This is a genomic window from Shewanella sp. Iso12, assembly GCF_012030025.1.
Taxonomy (GTDB): domain Bacteria; phylum Pseudomonadota; class Gammaproteobacteria; order Enterobacterales; family Shewanellaceae; genus Shewanella; species Shewanella algae.
The window spans coordinates 288,868-305,870 of sequence record NZ_JAAUHW010000002.1 but is presented as its reverse complement, the minus strand read 5'-3'; the positions used below and the strand labels follow the sequence as shown (position 1 = coordinate 305,870).

Sequence of the window (17,003 nt, the reverse complement as noted above, 5' to 3'; positions counted from 1 at the left end):
CAGATTTTATTTTCAAAAGCCTGTTATTAACAGAAAGGTATCATTTTATAAGAGAGGTTTTTCAAGCGCGGGGTATTTTTAAGGTTATTTTATAGTCACCGCATAGATGACTATAAAATAATAAAACTACTGGGCATCTGGTTGATTTTCAGGTGCTGCATCAATAAAGGCCGGCAGAGTCAGGCACTCATCATTAATACGACATATATTGGGATAAGGAGACAAATCGATATTAAAACGCTTGGCATTATAAACCTGGGGAACCAGACAGATATCCACCAGGCTGACCTGGTCGCCGAAACAATACCGGCCCGAGTACTGCTGCAGCTGTTGCTCCAATGCACCAAAGCCCTGTTCGACCCAGTGGCGATACCAATCATTCTTGGCCGCGTCATCCAACTTGAGCGTCCCGGTCAGATACTGCAACACCCGCAAGTTGTTCAAAGGATGGATCTCACAGGCAATCCCCATCGCCATGGCCCTGACCAGCGCCCGCTGCTCAATATCACCCGGCAACAGCGCCTCACCGCCAAAGGCTTCATCCAAATATTCAATGATCGCCAGCGATTGGGACAACACCAACTCGGCGCGCTCGTCGGTTTCATCCGTCACCACCAAAGCCGGTACCAACTCCTGCGGGTTAAGCGCCTTGAAAGCAGCCTGATGCTGCTCGCCGCCATTGCGCACCAGATGAACCGAGAGCTGCTCGGCGCAAAGCCCCTTGAGGTTGAGCGCAATTCGCACCCGATAAGCGGCGCTGGAGCGCCAGTAACCATATAATTTCAACATACGTTGTTCTCCCAAAGCTCGCTAACCTTAGATTGCGACTCCGTCCTGGTGATGTTTTATCCAAAGCCTTAACGCTGACACATTCGAAGGCAATACCAAGCCGGTATAAAAACCAACGGGGCTTCAGAGAGCCCCGTTTTGTTATCGAGTTATTTTACTCGGCTATATACTCAACTACCTGCTGATCTATCGTGCCGAAGATGCTGTGCCCGGCATCATCCAGCATTTCGATTCTGACCCTGTCACCAAAGCCCATAAATGGCGTCACCGCCTTGCCCTCGGCAATCACTTCCAGCATGCGCTTTTCGGCCAAACAGCTGGAACCTGCGCTTCTGTCATAATTGGAAATGGTGCCCGAACCTATGATGGCACCGGCGCCCAGGGGGCGGGTTTTGGTGACATGGGCGATCAGCTCGGCAAAGTTGAAAGTCATATCCACCCCGGCATTGGGCTTGCCGAACAGTTCGTTGTTCAGATGGGTGATCAGCGGCAGGTGAACCCGGGTATCCTGCCATTTATCCCCCAGCTCATCCGGTGTGATTGCCACCGGCGAAAAACTGCTGGAAGGTTTGGACTGGAAAAAGCCAAAGCCCTTGGCCAACTCGGCCGGGATCAGGTTACGCAGCGACACATCGTTAACCAGCATCAACAGCTTGATGTGAGAGGCGGCGTTTTCAGCACTCACGCCCATGGGTACATCATCTGTAACCACGGCAATTTCCGACTCGAAATCTATGCCCCAATCTTCGCTTGCCAGCGGGATATCGGCTCTGGGAGCGATAAAGCTGTCTGAACCGCCCTGATAGACCAGGGGATCTGTCCAGAAAGACTCCGGCATTTCGGCGCCGCGGGCCTTACGTACCAGCTCAACATGATTGACATAAGCGCTGCCGTCAGCCCACTGGTAAGCGCGGGGAAAAGGTGACAAACAACGGCTCTCGTCAAAGTCCTGGGTGTTATCCAACATGCCGGCATTCAGGGCATCGGAAAGCTCTCTGAGCTGAGGTTCCAGCAGTGACCAACTGTCAAGCAATTGCTGCATGGTCTGGGCTATGGCGGGGACAGCCACTGTCTTCTTCAAATCTCGGCTGACCAACATGAGTTGACCATCGCGGCGTCCATTGTCATATGTCGCTAATTTCATACCTGCTCCTTCCTGTCTCTGCCCGGATTAATGGTTTTCATCAGGCTATGTGCCCGGCTCAATCCGTTTCTGTTATCCCGCCAGTAATACCTCATGCCGCGGGGAATGAAAACTCTGTGACTCACTTCACATTTAGCCCGCACGGGAACGAGTTTGTAAACTTTCACTGACGCTTGCCATCAGCAAGCGCCGGCAAAGGCTTTGCGCTCAAAGATAGCCTAAATTTCAGCCGTTCCGGCGGCAAATCCGCTTTACAGGGCTTCAGCGCTTCTTGCTGATCTCATATTCCCTGAGTTTATTGGCAATGGCGGTGTGGGATACCCCCAACTTTTTCGCCAACTGGCGGGTACTGGGGTACGCCGGATAGAGACGCCGCAGCAAACCGGCTTCAAACTGTTTCATGGCTTGATCCAAGGTGCCTTCAAACTCCTTGTCGAAATAGCCAAAACCTTCGGCATAGGAAGGCAGTTTCAACTGTTCTATAGTCAATTCGGCCGAACCGTCCCACATGGATACCGCTCTGAACACGGCGTTTTTCAGTTGCCGCACGTTACCGGGCCAGGCATAGGTCAACAGGTGATCGCGGCAGGACGCTGAGATCCGCCGCACCGGGCTGGAAAGCTGCAGGCTGTAGTGTTCAAGGAACATTTCCGTCAGCGGGATAATATCGACCCTGCGTTCACGTAGCGCCGGCATATGGAAACTCAGTACGTGAATTCGGTAGTAGAGATCTTCACGGAACTCACCGGTCTGACAAAGCTCCGCCAAATTCTTCTGGGTCGAGCAGATGATACGGACATCGGCGCGCACCTCTACATCGCCGCCGATACGGCGAAAACTGCCATCCTGCAGCAAGCGCAACAATTTGACCTGAGCGGCCTTGGACATCTCGGCAATTTCATCGAGGAAGACGGTGCCGCCCTTGGCTTCTTCGAAGAAACCCCGCTTAACCACTTCCCCCTTACTGACATAACCAAACAGCTCCTCTTCCGCAGCACTGTCGGGCATGGCGGCGCAGTTGATAGCAATAAAGGGTTTCTCCCGCCGCATGCTGGCATCGTGACAAGCCCTGGCCATCAGCTCTTTGCCTGTGCCGGTTTCTCCGGTGATCAGCAAAGGCGCATCCAGCTGTGCCATACGCTTGGCCTGCTTGAGTACCTCTTTCATCTTGTCGCTGACGGCCAGCACGGAATCAAAGCCACTGCTCTGGCTCTGCAGCGCGTTGAACTGTTTGCCCACCCGCGCAGGTGACTTGAGTGCCACCACGGCGCCGGCGAGAATACTCTTGTCGTTTTCATCCGGCAGATAAATGGGCAGCATCTCGGCCAGATACTCGTTGCTGCCAATAGCAACCCGGGTGGCCTGCGCCAACACCTTGGGCTCACTGAGCCAGCGACCAAAATTGAAGCCTTGCACCCAGTGATTGAGGGATTCATCTATTACTTCATGTTCGGCCATTTCCAGAATAAGCAAGGCCGACTCGTTGACGATACGAATACGTCCCTTACCGTCGAGGGAAAACACGGCATCCGGCAGGGTTTTCAATAGAGTTTTGAGGGCGTAATGCTCCTGCTCCGAGGGCATAAAGGAAACGGTTCTGACGTCGTGCACCCCTTCCACCTTACGGATTTGGGGCATCAACTCACTCAAGGTCTCAAAGCCGACCTCGGCAAACTGCAAATATAAGAATCCCTTGTTACTGGCGTCGATAGCGATAAGGTTAATCCCGTATCGCTCCAGCACCATTAAAATATCCTTGGCTAAACCAACGCGATCCTGACAACTGACTTCCAAGCGCATAACTGTCATTCCCTTTTATAATTCAGATTCTTTGGGATTATCGCCTGCATGAAGAGGTCGGCAGGCGATGTAAAAATGCGCCCTATACGTTAGAAGGTTCTGACACAAGTGGCAAGCTCGCTTTACAGCGGATTTGTAACAAAGGGAAAGGATTCAGTGTGAAGAGACAATCAACACACTGAATATATTAGGAAAAGATTAATCCAGCAACTGGTCTGTCTTGGCAGCCATGATAAAGTCGTTACGGTGCAACCCCTTAATGGAATGCGACCACCAGGTCACAGTCACCTTGCCCCATTCGGTCAGGATCCCCGGGTGGTGAAACTCTTCTTCAGCCAAGTCCGCCAGCTTATTGCTAAAGGCCATTGCCTGCCGGAAATTTTTAAACTTGTAAACCCGCTCCAGCTGCATGATGCCATCGCGCACCTGTACGCCCCAATCCGGGATCATCCTAATAAGCTCGGCAAGCTCGGCATCTGTCACCTTGGGAGCATCGGCGCGGCATGCTTCGCACTTCATATTGGCCAGTTCAGTCATAACATCTCCTTGAAAGTGGCCTGCACTCTTGCACGCAGGCCATTACCGCCAGTATCAGCTGGCTTTGGGTTGAAATTTGGGGGTAAAGAGTCCCAGTCGTTTGGCTTGGGTAATCGCCTTCATAATGTCCATGCGGGCGATTTCATCCAGAAAATCGATATGTTCTATCTCGTAATAGATGGGCTGCATAATGTCTATCCGATAGGGAGTGCGCAACACATCCAGCAGTTCAAAGGGTCTGCGCTCCGGTGTGTCGCTGAAGGCGTACAGCGTCTCGCCCGGCGAGCTCAAAATGCCGCCACCGTAAATTCTCAGACCGTCGGTCTGGGTACGCAGCAAACCAAACTCCACGGTAAACCAGTAAAGACGCGCCAAAAAGACCCTGTCTTCCTTGCTGGCATCAAGCCCCAGCTGACCATAAATATGGGAGAAATGAGCAAAGGCCGGGTTGGTCAACAAGGGGCAATGACCAAAAATCTCATGGAAGATATCCGGCTCCTGCAGGTAATCAAACTCCTCCCTGCTGCGGATAAAAGTTGCCACCGGAAACTCCTTGTTGGCCAGGAGTTCAAAGAAGCGCCCGAATGAGATAAGCGCCGGCACCGCCGCCGTCTTCCAGCCCGTGGTGTCCTGCAACACGGCATCCAGCTCACCCAGTTGCGGGATCCTGTCTTTGGGCAAGTCCAACGCCTTGAGTCCCTGCATGTATTCGTCACAGGCACGTCCCGGCAAGTTGTGTTCCTGACGGGCATACAGCTCCTGCCAGATGGCGTGCTCGTCCTGCGGGTAATCTATTCGGCCATCACTGCCCGGGTGACGGGCCACATATTGAGTTGCTTTACTCATAGTCCATACTCACTGCCTGAATCGTTTCTGATTTCATGTTCACTCAAGGCCGCACTTTTGTTAACCAGGTCACACTTTATTTCCGGCGACCAGTGAAGAAAATTTGTAAAGATTGAGTTACAAATTGGTATTTAACTCTGTGAACTCAGAAGCTTATTTTTGTGCTCCGAACAGGATTTTTTGCATATTCACAGGGAAATTAGCCCTTTTTGCAAATGGCTTTTCGGTGCCACTGCATTACAATAGGGGCTGATTTATCCCGAGCACCCAAGGTATCTGAATGCCGATAAAATCGACCACCATCCGCAAGGCGGTAATCCCCGTTGCGGGTCTTGGCACCCGAATGCTGCCGGCCACCAAGGCCATTCCCAAAGAGATGCTGCCGGTAGTAGATAAACCCTTGATCCAATATGTTGTCAGCGAAGCCATTGCCGCCGGCATCAAGGAAATCGTGCTGGTTACCCACGCCAGTAAAAACTCCATTGAAAACCATTTCGATACCAGTTTTGAACTGGAAGCGCAGCTTGAGCGCCGGGTAAAGCGGCAACTGCTCAATGAAGTGCAGTCCATCTGCCCGCAAAATGTCACTGTTATCAGCGTCCGCCAAGCTCAGGCCAAAGGGCTGGGACACGCCATTCTCTGTGCCCGTCCGGTAGTAGGTGATGAGCCCTTCGCCGTGCTGCTGCCGGACGTGTTGATAGACGATGCCGCCAGCGATCTTTCCCGCGATAATCTGGCCGAAATGGTCAGCCTGTTTGACCGCACAGGAACCGGGCAGATCATGGTGGAAGGTGTGCCTCACGAGAAGGTAGACCAATACGGAATAGCCGATGTCAACGGCCACGATCTCAAGCCGGGCGAATCCCAGCCGCTTATCAAACTGGTTGAAAAACCGGATGTCGACGAAGCCCCCTCTAACTTGGCTGTAGTGGGCCGCTATGTGCTACCTGCCGCCATTTGGCCCTTGCTTGGCAAGACGCCGGCCGGTGCCGGTGATGAAATCCAGCTCACGGATGCCATTGCCATGTTGATGCAAAGCCAGCAGGTCAACGCTTACTACATGCGTGGCAAGAGCCATGACTGTGGCAACAAGTTGGGTTATATGCAGGCAACGGTGGAACATGCATTGCGCCACCCCGAGCTTGGACGTGAATTTGCCGCCTATCTGGGCGATTTGGTTAAAGGAAGTAAAGCATGACAATTTTGGTCACCGGTGGAGCCGGTTATATTGGCACCCACACTCTGGTTGAACTTCTGGCCGCGGGCAAAGAGGTTGTGGTGATAGACAACCTGAGCAATTCAAGTGTCGAAGCCTTGGCCAGAGTCGAAGAGATCAGCGGCAAGAGCGTGCTCTTTTATCAAGGCGATATTCTCAACAAGGCATTCCTGCAGAAAGTCTTCAGTGACCACAGCTTCGAAGCCGTTATTCACTTCGCCGGCCTTAAGGCGGTGGGTGAATCCGTCGCCCAGCCGCTGAGATACTATGAAAATAATGTCACCGGCACCCTTATTCTGTGCCAGGTGATGAAAGAATATGGCGTTCGCAACCTGGTATTCAGCTCATCGGCCACAGTTTACGGCGATCCCGCCAGTCTGCCGATCACCGAGGCCTTCCCCACCGGCGCCACCAACCCTTATGGTCAGTCCAAACTGATGGTGGAACATATTCTGGCGGATCTGGCCGCGGCCGATGCCAGCTGGAACATCGCCCGCTTGCGTTATTTCAACCCGGTCGGCGCCCACAAGAGCGGCCGCATCGGTGAAGATCCCAACGATATCCCCAACAATCTGATGCCCTTTATCGCCCAGGTTGCCGTCGGCAAGCGCGATAAACTCAGCGTATTCGGCAATGACTACCCCACGGTAGACGGCACAGGTGTGCGTGACTATATCCATGTAGTTGACCTTGCCATAGGCCACCTCAAGGCACTGGATAAACTCGCTACCAATCCGGGCCTGGTCACCTATAATCTGGGAACAGGCCAGGGCTACAGCGTACTTGAGATGGTCAAAGCCTTTGAGAAAGCCTGCAACAAGGCGATCCCCTTCGAGTTTGCCCCGCGTCGTCCCGGCGATATCGCCGCCTGTTATGCCGACCCTACCCATGCTACCAAAGAGCTGGGCTGGAAGGCTGAGCACAGCCTGCAGGATATGGCCGACTCCAGCTGGAACTGGCAATCCAACAATCCTAACGGTTACAAGGGTTAGTCATGGATCTATCCCGCAGACATCTGTTCAGTCGCCGCAAGAGTAATGTGGTCAGGCCGCCCTGGAGTAAACCGGAAGCGGAATTTATCGACGCCTGTACTCGCTGCGGTGCCTGTGTGGATGCCTGCGAGACCCAAGTGCTTATCAAGGGGGATGGCGGCTTTCCGGAGCTTAACTTCCAGCGCGCCGAATGCAGCTTTTGCCAAGCCTGTGTCACCAGCTGTGAACAACCGGCATTCAGGCCTCTTAGCGAAGCGCCTTGGCAGCTTATAGCCCAATTTGCCGACAACTGCCTCGCCCGCCAGGGTATTGTCTGCCAAAGCTGCAAGGATGCCTGCGACGAGCGGGCGATCCGCTTTCCGCCCCTTTTAGGGGCTACCGCTCTACCTGTACTGGATGCTGAGCGCTGCAGCGGCTGCGGCGCCTGCGTTGCCCCCTGCCCCGCCTCTGCCATCAAGCTGGTAGAGCCAGACCCCGCTTGACTTCCCATCCGGGAGCCAAAAATCTGACTCCCACAGCGCCAAATTTTAGTGGTTTTGTTCTTTTTCAATAACGGGTAACATCGGGCCTTCCCTGAGAAAAAACTCTTAAAAAGCATTATGTTTGGTAAAAGCAAAAAAACGACGGGGCTCACATATATTGCCCAGGGCAGCAAAATCACCGGTGAGAGTCACTTCGATGGCGAGACTCTGGTTGGCGGTGCCATTTATGGAAAAATCAACGCCGAAAGCAAGCTGACCATAGAAGCCAACGGCTTGGTTGATGGCGAACTCACCTGCCAGGAGCTCAAGGTCTCCGGACTGTTTCGCGGTAAGCTCTGCTGTGAAAAACTGACCATCTGCGGCACAGGGACTGTCGAAGGTGAAGTGGCCAGTAAGTCGATGGAGATCTTCGAAGGTGGCCAATTTATCGGCATGAGAGTCAAAGAAGAGGTCAATCTGCTGAAACAGCTGGGTAATGACAGCGAAACGGCTACCGAGTTGAGGCTGCAAACCCAGGAATGAGTTTAAAGTATGGGATCCTGCAACAGGATCTCCATCACACTTTGTTCACAAAATATACAAAAGCAGCACAGAATGGTGCTCAGTCACAGTAATGCGTTGCTCGGAGAGCTAACATCTACCTCCTAAGTGGTATAAAGCCGCGGGATGGATGTAAGTGACGAGTCGATTACTCAAGCAGTTGTGCGAATTGGATATCTTTACTCTCATGGTGTTCAAGAACATCTATGAGACAGGGCATGCCAACTGTACGGCAAGAGATTTGGCGGTTTCCGCCCCCAAGGTCAGTCGCTGTTTGGCCGCGCTCAGGCTGGCCTTTGATGACGAGCTTTTCTATCGCCGCCAGCAAAAACTCAAGCCCACCCCACTGGCTGAAAGCCTGTATCAGCCCGTCTGTGATTTCATTCACTCAGTGCATCGGCTGGAGCAACAGGTTCATCAGAGCCGTCAGCCCTCGAACGACATCTGTATTCATATTGCCGTGGCGCATGGACTGCTTTCCGCACTGGCGATGAAATTGGGGCTGAAAAACATTCAACAGCAGTTGGGTCAGGTCAGGCTCTACCCCTGGCAGGACGACTCGGCAGAGAAGATTCACCGTGGGCAACTGGATTTGGGGATCTGTCTCGAACACCCTGAGCAGTTGGATCTCATTCTGAGTTCACTTGGGCAGACCATGGGCGTATGTGTGGTCAGCCGAGAAGATCATCCCCTGTGGCAGAGATCGCCGGCCATCACCCTCGAAGATATCAGCCAATACACCTTCGTTTACTTGACCATCAAGGGCTTCAACGAACGCATGGATCCCATGGAGCTCTTCTGTCAGCAAGAAGGCATACCCCTATCCCAGGTACATGCCGTACACGACAGGGAAGAATGGCACGCTCACCTGCTTACCATGGGCAGTGTAGCCTTCAGCACTCCCAACGAAATGGCGCTTATCAAGGGCATGCCGGGTTTGCGGGTGCAACATCTGCCCGAAACCGAGGTGGCCAAACTCCACCGGGCATTTTCGCTGCCAAGCTACTCCTTGGTGGAAAAAGCCCCCAGCTACCGCCGCTACTCCGAGCAACAAAGAAAGCAGCTACTGGCTCTGGTCACTCAAGAACTCTACCCCAAAGCCGAGTATTGAAAACTGAGTCAGGTCCTGTGCCTGACCCCTTTACTCGCACCAGCACCGACACCCTTCGCCCACCTCTCAAAAGCCGCTGACCGCTTTGTCCCTGGTATAGGGTTTCTGCCCTGTAGATTCGGCAATTTCAAAAACTGAAATTATCCATTTCACCATCAGTTATTTCTTTATCAATTTTTTAACCCCCAATTCACAAATAAAACAATAAGTCAAAACTACTACTTTAGATGTATGTATATTCAAGTTACTGCACAAGCAGTACCCATAATTTGAATAAAGGGACGCTATGATGAAAAACCATAATAAGTCATTACTGGCGCTGGCTCTGACCAGTCTATTGTGCCTTACCGCATGCGGGGACGGTGAGGACGGAAAAGACGGAGCCCCCGGTGAACCTGGCATACCAGGCGAACCCGGACAGCCAGGAGCCCCCGCAGGTTCAGGTACTTCCACCATTATCAGTGCCGGCGATGTCAGTTTCGAGATAGTGCCGGCCGACAACACACTGGCAGGCGGCGAAGCCTTCGCCCTCAAGTTCAAGGCCTCGGCCACCAACAGCTCAGGGGAGCGAGTCCCTCTGACTGGCCTGGATCAGGTCGCCCTTTACTCTATTACCGCCATGAGCAATGACTCGGGCAGCGGTGCGCCGCTGCAATGGGTCAATAATGCCACGGCTCAGGAACTGGGCAGCTCCATGTATTGCACCCTGGATGGCACCTATAGCTCCAGAGGTCAGACTGGCGATGCCTGTCTTCTGGTTGAAGATCCGGCCGAGCCAGGTACCTATACCGGCACTTGGGAACATGACGGGGTCGCCCCCATTATGAATGCCAACGACAACCTCAGCGCACCTCATCGCTTGTTCCTGCGCGCCTATAACCTCAAGGATGCCAGCGGCACAGCGGTTGCAGACAAGGTGCTCTCTACGCCGCTGGATTATATTCCGGCATCCGGCGAGCTGGTTGAAGCCACAGGTAAAGATACGGTAACAGATGCCGCCTGTATCGCCTGCCACGGCGAAGTCGAAGGCCGCATCGCCAAGATAAACGCACACCACAACTACCAAAGCACTGAGAAGTGCGTTGCCTGCCACAACCCGGCTCTGGTACCGGACGAAGCCCAAAAAGCCGAAGGTTGGGTATTTGATTTCGGCCCCATGGTTCACAGGCTGCATGCCGGCCATCACATCGCAGGTTTCCTCTCCGGTGAAGCCAAAGAGTACTTCGGTGAAATCGGCTTCCCGGCAGAACTCAACAACTGCGCCAGTTGCCACAACAACGGTGACTCCTGGAACGCCAATATCTACCGCGAAGCCTGTGTCGGCTGCCATATCAATGTCAACTTTGAAACCGGCGTAGGCCACTCTGACTTCAACCTGGCCCAGACCGACGACAGTCAATGTCAGTCCTGTCATGGCAGCGGAGCACTCAGTCCAACCCAGGCTCACAAGGTGGGTAAACGAGCTGAATATGCCGAGCTGTTGACTGTTGAGTTCACCTCTGCCACTGCTGCCGCTTCTACCACGGCGGGCAATAAACTGGTCACCATCACAGCCAATGTCAGCTTCAATGGTCAACCACTGACTGACGCAGCTCAACTGGCGGTGCTCAACAAAGACGCCACTCTGATGGGTAATGTGGATGCCAAGGGTGAAGTCACCCGCTGGGGCAGCAGGCCCGGTCTTGCCAGCGGCAGCGCCGCCAATGGCGTGCTGACCCTGACTGCTGATGTACCGGAAACTCAGGCGATGGGCACCATTTACGTCGGTACCGAGGCCAACTTCTGTGTCGATAACTCAGGTAAGATAGCCGCCTGTGCCGAAGGCATGCCCTTCGATGCCGGTAATCCGATTGGCGCCACTTCAAGCGTTAAGTTCTATAACCTTGACGGTGGTGATGCAGTAACAGCCCGCTTTGCCATTGCTGAGCGGATGAGCGCCAGTGAAGCCAAGTGTAATGCCTGTCACGGCACCCTGGACTATATCAAGGGTACCCGCCACGGCACCTACACCTTCGATCAGTGTATGGACTGCCATAACAACAGCTATTACGGCTCCTATCACGGCACCTCCGAGTACAACACAGGTAATCTGGATGCCGATGGCAATCCTATATTTGCTGAAGTACCCGAGCTCTTGTATGCCAACCGGGATCTGATGACAGTTGCCCACCGCTTCCACAGTGGTAACTGGGGTGAAGCCGCCATCTTCCGTGACGCTTCAGGCGAGCTGCACGGCTACCCAGGTGTGGAAACCGAGTGTGCCGCCTGCCACAAAGACGAGACACCGCTGTTCGCCGCCGATGGTGGCCTGACATCCGCCAAGCGTGCAATCAAGATTTCGGCTACCGAGTATATCTCTCCGGTTGCAGAATCCTGCCGTACCTGTCACGCTCACTCTGACGCGGCCGCTCTGGCCCACTTCAAGAGCAATGGTGCCTTCGTTGCCGGTGATGCTGCCACAGACGCCAACCTGCCGGTTGAGTCCTGTGCCACCTGTCACGCCGAAGGCAAGACCTATGGCGTAGATAAGGTACACGCAGGGGGTGCTCACTAGTACCGTACCTTGAGGGCTGTCCCTGCAAGGCCCTCCCTCAACTCTGCAACAACAAGGGGACCCAACCGGGTCCCCTTGCCTTTTCTCAACTTACTCAAGCCAGAAATTACAACTCAGTATCCGATAACCTCTGCTGCCACAGTTGCCGCAGTTTACGGACAAAGCTTTCCGGCGGTTGATCCAAAGCATCCACGGGAATATAGAGGTGATAACCCAAGTACTTGTCCAGCGTCAGGCAGCGGCGGCCAAACATGGCCAATACACCTCGGTAACGCTCATCATTGACCGTCAGGGGCTCAAACTCGGCGCTGAGTGCCGCTTCCAATGTCTGCAGCTCTTCATCCTGGGCGGCAGCTGTCATCAGCAAGGGCCGCTGCTCCGACAAGAGCCCGGTCGCCAACCTGGGTGAAATGGCATCCAGCAGCGGATTGATACGTTTGAGCTTGAGCCCGACATAGGGCAGTGTCAGTTGCTCCATACCTTGGGTAACTCTGGGCTGATCCAGCCGCTGAATATTATCCCAGGCCACAAACAAGCTGCCGCGGCGATGAAAGAACCTCAACCCTTCGGCGCTGAATTCAAGACTGACATGGGGCTCGAGCTGCTTGGCAATTCCCAGCACCAAAGACACGGCCCCGAGGGCGAAACAAACCAGTCCGGGCGCAAACATCCAGGGCCAACCGATAAACAGTACCAAACCCAGGACAACGCCCAGCCCTCCGGCCAGGGTCAGTGTAATGCCATTGCGCTTGCTGCCCGGCCTTATTGTGATAGTTTCCATAACGCTTTCGCTCTATTGTCAGCGGCTTGTCAGCCGTTTATTCATTTCATGACCAGGGTTCAGGACCATTAGCGGCCGCTGACAGTCAACCAGGCCAATCCCAGATATTCGTGCAGCGCCTTTTGTGAATCATCCAGATTGGATGTAGTCAGGCGCCACCAGTGATCGCGCCTAAGCAGAAAGTCGGTCGGTGCCGCCTGAGGTTCAAGCCCGGTCGAGCGGAATATTCGCATCGCCCTTGGCATATGGCTGGCGGAAGTGACCAGGATCAGTTGTCTGCCACCCAAGGCATCTATTCCTTTATCGTCTGTGTCGGCACCGAAGGCCTGCCGCAACGCCAGGGCTTCCTCTATGGTATCGCGGGCCGACTCCAGCATTAGAATTCGCGATGGCTCGGCCCCCAACTCGATGGCGGCCTCGGCCATGCGCCGGGCATGACTCTGCTGCTCAAGGCCGCCGCTCCAACCACTGACCGCCAGCAGGCAATCTTTGCTGTTGGCCGCCTTGAGTTGCGCCACCCCCTCACTGAGACGCTCAAGCGCCGTTGCCGACAACATATGTCGCGCGAGTCCGCCAACCTGATCATCATGGCCAGAACCCAGTACCATCACCACACAGGAGCGCGCCGGTGCAGCGGTATAAAGTGGATACTGACGCTCAAGCCACGCAAGCAGCGTGTTGCTGCCGATAGAGCTGGAAAGCAGCAGCACCCAAGTGATGGCAAAAACCACCAGGGCGCGCGCTACTCCCGGCCTGCGACGGATATAAAAGCAAGCCAGCAGCAGAGTGACCAAGGTTAGAGGAATGGGCATAAAGAATTGAGAGAGGATTTTTTTCAGCCAGAACACGCTTGATATCCGAAGGTTGGCAAAAGTAGCCATAGCTTACAGAAGCGTTACTCGGCTGACCAGTGATTGGCGAAGGGCTATAGGCTCACTCGCCCCAATACATGTTCGAGTGCTTTTCCCTTTTGTCTAAAGTGCCTAGAGTGCCTAAGTCGAATATCAGTAATACGGCCAGAGCGCCTTGCCAAACTCAGTCCCGGCCCCACAGCCAAGCGGCGCCGCGTACCCCGGAGGAGCAGCCGTAGTGATTGGCCAACACTGGGGTTCGGCACTCGCCGCCGACCACATAGTGCTTGAGCCTGTCCGGCAATGCCGGATAGATAGCCTGCACATTGGACATGCCGCCGCCAAGTACTATGGCGTCAGGATCCAGCAGATTGATCACATGGGCCAGAGAACGGGCCAGACGGTCAAGATAGCGCTCAAAGGCCGCGCTAGCCTCGGCATCCCCCTGCTCCAGCAATGCCATCACCTCGGCGCCCGAGCTGAGCTGCGCCCCAGCGGCCTGGTTATAGTCGCGGACAAATCCGGTTCCCGAAATAAAGGTTTCGATGCAGTCATGCTTGCCGCAAAAACACTCAGTGCTGTTGAACTCCTCGGCGCGTATCCAGGGCAAGGGATTATGGCCCCACTCACCACCTATGCCATTGCCCCCCTGATGCACCCTGCCATTGATGGCAATGCCGGCACCGCAGCCTGTGCCTATGATCACCCCGAACACCACCTCTTTGCCTGCGGCGGCGCCATCCAGCGCCTCGGAGACCGCAAAACAGTTGGCGTCATTGGCAACCCGCACTTTGCGCCCCAGGTGCTGCTCGAGCTCTCTATCGAGCGGATGACCATTTAACCAAGTGGAGTTGGCGTTTTTCACCAAACCGGAAAAGGGCGAGATCACCCCGGGAATACCAATGCCGATGGTTCCTGTCATTTCCAGCTGCGTTTCGGCTTCATCGACCAAGGCACAGATGGCCTCAATGGTCGCCTGATAGTTTCTGGGGGTGGCAATTCGCTTGCGAAACAGCTCACTCCCTTCGCCACTCAGAGCCACCAATTCAATCTTTGTGCCGCCCAAATCAACGCCGATACGCATCATGCTTTCAACTCCGGTGTTTATATCTGCTTCAATCGCAAGGCCAATCGGCACTGTATGCGATAAACCAAGGATTGAGGATAGTTTCTTTTTGGTTATATTTTAAGTTGTTGCCGGCTGGATATTCCAAAACTCGGCCACCGGCACTCTCAAGCACGGCCTGAGCCGCCGCCGTGTCCCATTCACTGGTAGGGCCCAATCTGGGGTAGATATCCGCTTTGCCCTCAGCGAGCAGGCAGAATTTGAGTGATGAGCCGACACTCTTCATTTCGTGCTCGCCAAACTGCTGCAGATACTCGCCAAGCCCCGGGCTCGAGTGCGAGCGACTGCCGACAATCACAGGGATCTGGCGCTTAACCCCGGCCCTGGCATTCAATTCCACACGCTGGTACCCAGTCGCATTTGGGGTCTCACGCCAGGCACCGAGTCCCAGCGCGCCCAAATAGCACACGGCTGTGGCGGGCACATAGACAACACCGGCGACCGCCTGGCCTCGGTGAATAAGCGCAATGTTGACGGTAAATTCGCCGTTGCCCTTGATAAACTCCTTGGTGCCATCGAGAGGGTCGATAAGCCAATAGGTTTCCCATCCCTGCCGCTGCGCCCAGGGGATATCCGCCGCTTCTTCCGACATCTGTGGCCAGGTTGGAAACTCACGCGCCAGCGCCTGTTGCAACACGGCGTGACTGGCAAGATCGGCAGCCGTGACCGGACTGTCATCGGCCTTGCGCTCAATCGCCAGTTCGCCGCCCTGATAATACTGCATTATCGCCTCACCGGCGGCGCGGGCCATCTCGGCCAAAAGTGTCAGCTGCTTGGCATCAAGCAAGGTCTTGGGGGGATTATTCGACAAGGTTTCATCCTTTGGATCAACAAGATAGTTTATTATGCCAGCCACCCGGCTTTGGCGGGTATAACCTTTAGCTACTGGTTATAATCTACAGCCGGTTTTGCCTTACTTTTCATCCTGTTTAAGCCGATTCAATCCAAGGAAGATGCACCAAGCCCCGAAAGCATCAGCGCCAGCTGCGCCTGCCAGGAAAGCCAGATGGGTGACTGATAATCTTTTGGCAAATAGCAGCGAAACGCCGAAGGCATGGCCGCCATGGCATATTTGAGAGCGCTTGAGTCGAGCGCCGAATACGCCGGGCGCGGCGCCTGTGCTCGATTTAATAAGGCGCCGTATTCTACTGTGCTGACAGGCGTTATCCGGCACCCTGGCGTGATTGGCGCCGGGTTTGCTAATGCAGCTTGAGCATGCAATGTAGCTTGAGATTGCAACGCGGTTTGAGATGGCGACGCGGTTTGCAATGGCACCGCCGCCTGAGAGCTTGGTGCAGAATTGCACTGCTGCTTGGCGATTTGCTCGGCTATCTCTTGGGTGAAAAGATACCAGCTGCACTGCCCCGTTGCCGCGTAATGAAAGCAGCCGCTCAGCACCGCGGACTTCTCTGGATTAAGATGAAACCAGATGAGCAACTGCCAGATAAGCCGCGCCAACGCCTCGGACCAGGTTGGCGTGCCGACCTGATCCGCCACCACCTTGAGCTCGGGGCGCTCGGTCAGCAATCGCCGCATGGTCAACACAAAGTTGCTGCCAAAACGGCTGTAAAGCCAAGAGGTTCGCAGCACCAGGGCGCCGGGATTGGCCTTAAGCAAGCGCTGCTCGCCGGCAAGCTTGCTCTGACCGTACAGGCTCAAAGGCTCGCAAACATCGCTCTCGGTCAAGGCTCTGGGCGCATTCCCGAGCATATTGGCAGAAACATTCCCAGAAACGTTTCCGAAAACACTTCCCAAATCATTCCCGAAGACATTTCCGAAGACATTCCCGAATACATAGTCGCTCGAAATATGGATAAGCCAAGCACCCTGTTGCCGGCACCAGATGGCCAAACGCTCCGGCGCCTCAGCATTAAGCGCCATGGCGGCAGCAATATCCTGCTCGGCCGCATCCACGGCGTTGTAGGCGGCGCAGTTGATTATCACATCGGCATTGATTTCACTGAGCCGCTCGGGCAAATCTGCTGAGGTTAAATCCAGCTGCTGATGCCCGAGCGCCACAATTTCAATTGCGCTGCCAGGTGCTATAGCACTGTGGGGTTTTACAGCACTGCCGGACACCAGGCTTGCCTCAGGTATCTCCATTCGCAGCCTGGAAGGCGAAAACTCGGGCAACCAAGGCAAATTCGCCAGCAGTGCCTGTCCGAGCTGGCCATGAGCGCCGGTGATCAATATTCGGGTAGTCTTGGCTTTCACGATTCGGGATTCATGGCTAA

Annotated in this window: 16 protein-coding genes; 6 read left to right on the top strand and 10 right to left on the bottom strand. The window is 54.5% G+C overall.

Annotated elements, in window-relative coordinates:
- Positions 1 to 126: 126 nt before the first annotated feature.
- The 5 genes from maiA to phhA all read right to left on the bottom strand — a co-directional run bounded on the left by maiA (position 127) and on the right by phhA (position 5,116).
- Positions 127 to 786: a maleylacetoacetate isomerase gene (gene maiA / locus HCX89_RS05305; RefSeq protein ID WP_025010900.1), complete on the bottom strand. Its 660-nt coding sequence runs from the start codon at positions 784 to 786 to the stop codon at positions 127 to 129.
- A gap of 157 nt (positions 787 to 943) precedes the next feature.
- Positions 944 to 1,933, bottom strand: a complete 990-nt coding sequence (locus HCX89_RS05300) for a fumarylacetoacetate hydrolase family protein (protein WP_025010901.1) — start codon at positions 1,931 to 1,933, stop codon at positions 944 to 946.
- 261 nt (positions 1,934 to 2,194) lie between these two features.
- Positions 2,195 to 3,733 (bottom strand): transcriptional regulator TyrR, encoded by a 1,539-nt coding sequence (tyrR, locus tag HCX89_RS05295; protein ID WP_045282641.1) that lies wholly within the window; start codon positions 3,731 to 3,733, stop codon positions 2,195 to 2,197.
- Between the two features lie 198 nt (positions 3,734 to 3,931).
- Entirely contained in the window at positions 3,932 to 4,270 is a 339-nt protein-coding gene (locus HCX89_RS05290) for a 4a-hydroxytetrahydrobiopterin dehydratase (RefSeq protein ID WP_025010903.1), read from the bottom strand.
- 54 nt (positions 4,271 to 4,324) lie between these two features.
- Positions 4,325 to 5,116: a phenylalanine 4-monooxygenase gene (gene phhA / locus HCX89_RS05285; protein WP_025888339.1), complete on the bottom strand. Its 792-nt coding sequence runs from the start codon at positions 5,114 to 5,116 to the stop codon at positions 4,325 to 4,327.
- A 286-nt stretch (positions 5,117 to 5,402) separates the two neighbouring features.
- On the opposite strand from phhA, the gene galU reads away from it, so the two are divergent.
- From galU to HCX89_RS05255, 6 genes are all read left to right on the top strand, one after another.
- Positions 5,403 to 6,314, top strand: coding sequence for a UTP--glucose-1-phosphate uridylyltransferase GalU (gene galU / locus HCX89_RS05280; RefSeq protein WP_025010905.1), 912 nt, complete (start codon positions 5,403 to 5,405; stop codon positions 6,312 to 6,314).
- Positions 6,311 to 7,324 (top strand): UDP-glucose 4-epimerase GalE, encoded by a 1,014-nt coding sequence (gene galE, locus HCX89_RS05275; protein WP_025010906.1) that lies wholly within the window; start codon positions 6,311 to 6,313, stop codon positions 7,322 to 7,324. Before galU ends, galE begins: the two co-directional genes overlap by 4 nt.
- 2 nt (positions 7,325 to 7,326) lie before the next feature.
- On the top strand, positions 7,327 to 7,806 hold the full coding sequence (gene napF / locus HCX89_RS05270; protein ID WP_071239204.1) for a ferredoxin-type protein NapF: 480 nt from the start codon (positions 7,327 to 7,329) through the stop codon (positions 7,804 to 7,806).
- A gap of 117 nt (positions 7,807 to 7,923) precedes the next feature.
- Entirely contained in the window at positions 7,924 to 8,328 is a 405-nt protein-coding gene (locus HCX89_RS05265) for a polymer-forming cytoskeletal protein (protein ID WP_025010908.1), read from the top strand.
- 154 nt (positions 8,329 to 8,482) lie between these two features.
- Positions 8,483 to 9,457 carry a LysR family transcriptional regulator gene (locus HCX89_RS05260; protein ID WP_045282639.1) on the top strand — a complete coding sequence of 325 codons (975 nt, stop codon included), beginning with the start codon at positions 8,483 to 8,485 and terminating at the stop codon, positions 9,455 to 9,457.
- A gap of 286 nt (positions 9,458 to 9,743) precedes the next feature.
- Positions 9,744 to 12,011, top strand: coding sequence for an OmcA/MtrC family decaheme c-type cytochrome (locus HCX89_RS05255; RefSeq protein ID WP_071239205.1), 2,268 nt, complete (start codon positions 9,744 to 9,746; stop codon positions 12,009 to 12,011).
- Between the two features lie 106 nt (positions 12,012 to 12,117).
- On the opposite strand, the gene HCX89_RS05250 is transcribed toward HCX89_RS05255, so the two are convergent.
- The 5 genes from HCX89_RS05250 to HCX89_RS05230 form a co-directional block, all read right to left on the bottom strand.
- A complete protein-coding gene (locus HCX89_RS05250) occupies positions 12,118 to 12,792 on the bottom strand; it encodes a DUF2982 domain-containing protein (RefSeq protein WP_025888336.1) in 675 nt (224 codons plus the stop codon).
- Between the two features lie 68 nt (positions 12,793 to 12,860).
- Positions 12,861 to 13,640 carry a YdcF family protein gene (locus HCX89_RS05245; RefSeq protein WP_337587090.1) on the bottom strand — a complete coding sequence of 260 codons (780 nt, stop codon included), beginning with the start codon at positions 13,638 to 13,640 and terminating at the stop codon, positions 12,861 to 12,863.
- A gap of 187 nt (positions 13,641 to 13,827) precedes the next feature.
- A complete protein-coding gene (gene mak / locus HCX89_RS05240) occupies positions 13,828 to 14,730 on the bottom strand; it encodes a fructokinase (protein WP_028781561.1) in 903 nt (300 codons plus the stop codon).
- Between the two features lie 28 nt (positions 14,731 to 14,758).
- Positions 14,759 to 15,520 (bottom strand): 3'(2'),5'-bisphosphate nucleotidase CysQ, encoded by a 762-nt coding sequence (gene cysQ / locus HCX89_RS05235; RefSeq protein ID WP_167715426.1) that lies wholly within the window; start codon positions 15,518 to 15,520, stop codon positions 14,759 to 14,761.
- A 188-nt stretch (positions 15,521 to 15,708) separates the two neighbouring features.
- Entirely contained in the window at positions 15,709 to 16,983 is a 1,275-nt protein-coding gene (locus tag HCX89_RS05230) for a sugar nucleotide-binding protein (protein ID WP_167715310.1), read from the bottom strand.
- Positions 16,984 to 17,003: the final 20 nt, after the last annotated feature.

What these genes read in the sequence shown, in the direction of transcription:
- HCX89_RS05300 (WP_025010901.1), bottom strand. Translation starts at nt 1,933, where the DNA reads ATGAAATTAGCGACATATGACAATGGACGCCGCGATGGTCAACTCATG.
- tyrR (WP_045282641.1), bottom strand. Translation starts at nt 3,733, where the DNA reads ATGCGCTTGGAAGTCAGTTGTCAGGATCGCGTTGGTTTAGCCAAGGAT.
- HCX89_RS05290 (WP_025010903.1), bottom strand. Translation starts at nt 4,270, where the DNA reads ATGACTGAACTGGCCAATATGAAGTGCGAAGCATGCCGCGCCGATGCT.
- phhA (WP_025888339.1), bottom strand. Translation starts at nt 5,116, where the DNA reads ATGAGTAAAGCAACTCAATATGTGGCCCGTCACCCGGGCAGTGATGGC.
- galE (WP_025010906.1), top strand. Translation starts at nt 6,311, where the DNA reads ATGACAATTTTGGTCACCGGTGGAGCCGGTTATATTGGCACCCACACT.
- napF (WP_071239204.1), top strand. Translation starts at nt 7,327, where the DNA reads ATGGATCTATCCCGCAGACATCTGTTCAGTCGCCGCAAGAGTAATGTG.
- HCX89_RS05265 (WP_025010908.1), top strand. Translation starts at nt 7,924, where the DNA reads ATGTTTGGTAAAAGCAAAAAAACGACGGGGCTCACATATATTGCCCAG.
- HCX89_RS05255 (WP_071239205.1), top strand. Translation starts at nt 9,744, where the DNA reads ATGATGAAAAACCATAATAAGTCATTACTGGCGCTGGCTCTGACCAGT.
- HCX89_RS05250 (WP_025888336.1), bottom strand. Translation starts at nt 12,792, where the DNA reads ATGGAAACTATCACAATAAGGCCGGGCAGCAAGCGCAATGGCATTACA.
- mak (WP_028781561.1), bottom strand. Translation starts at nt 14,730, where the DNA reads ATGATGCGTATCGGCGTTGATTTGGGCGGCACAAAGATTGAATTGGTG.
- cysQ (WP_167715426.1), bottom strand. Translation starts at nt 15,520, where the DNA reads ATGGCCCGCGCCGCCGGTGAGGCGATAATGCAGTATTATCAGGGCGGC.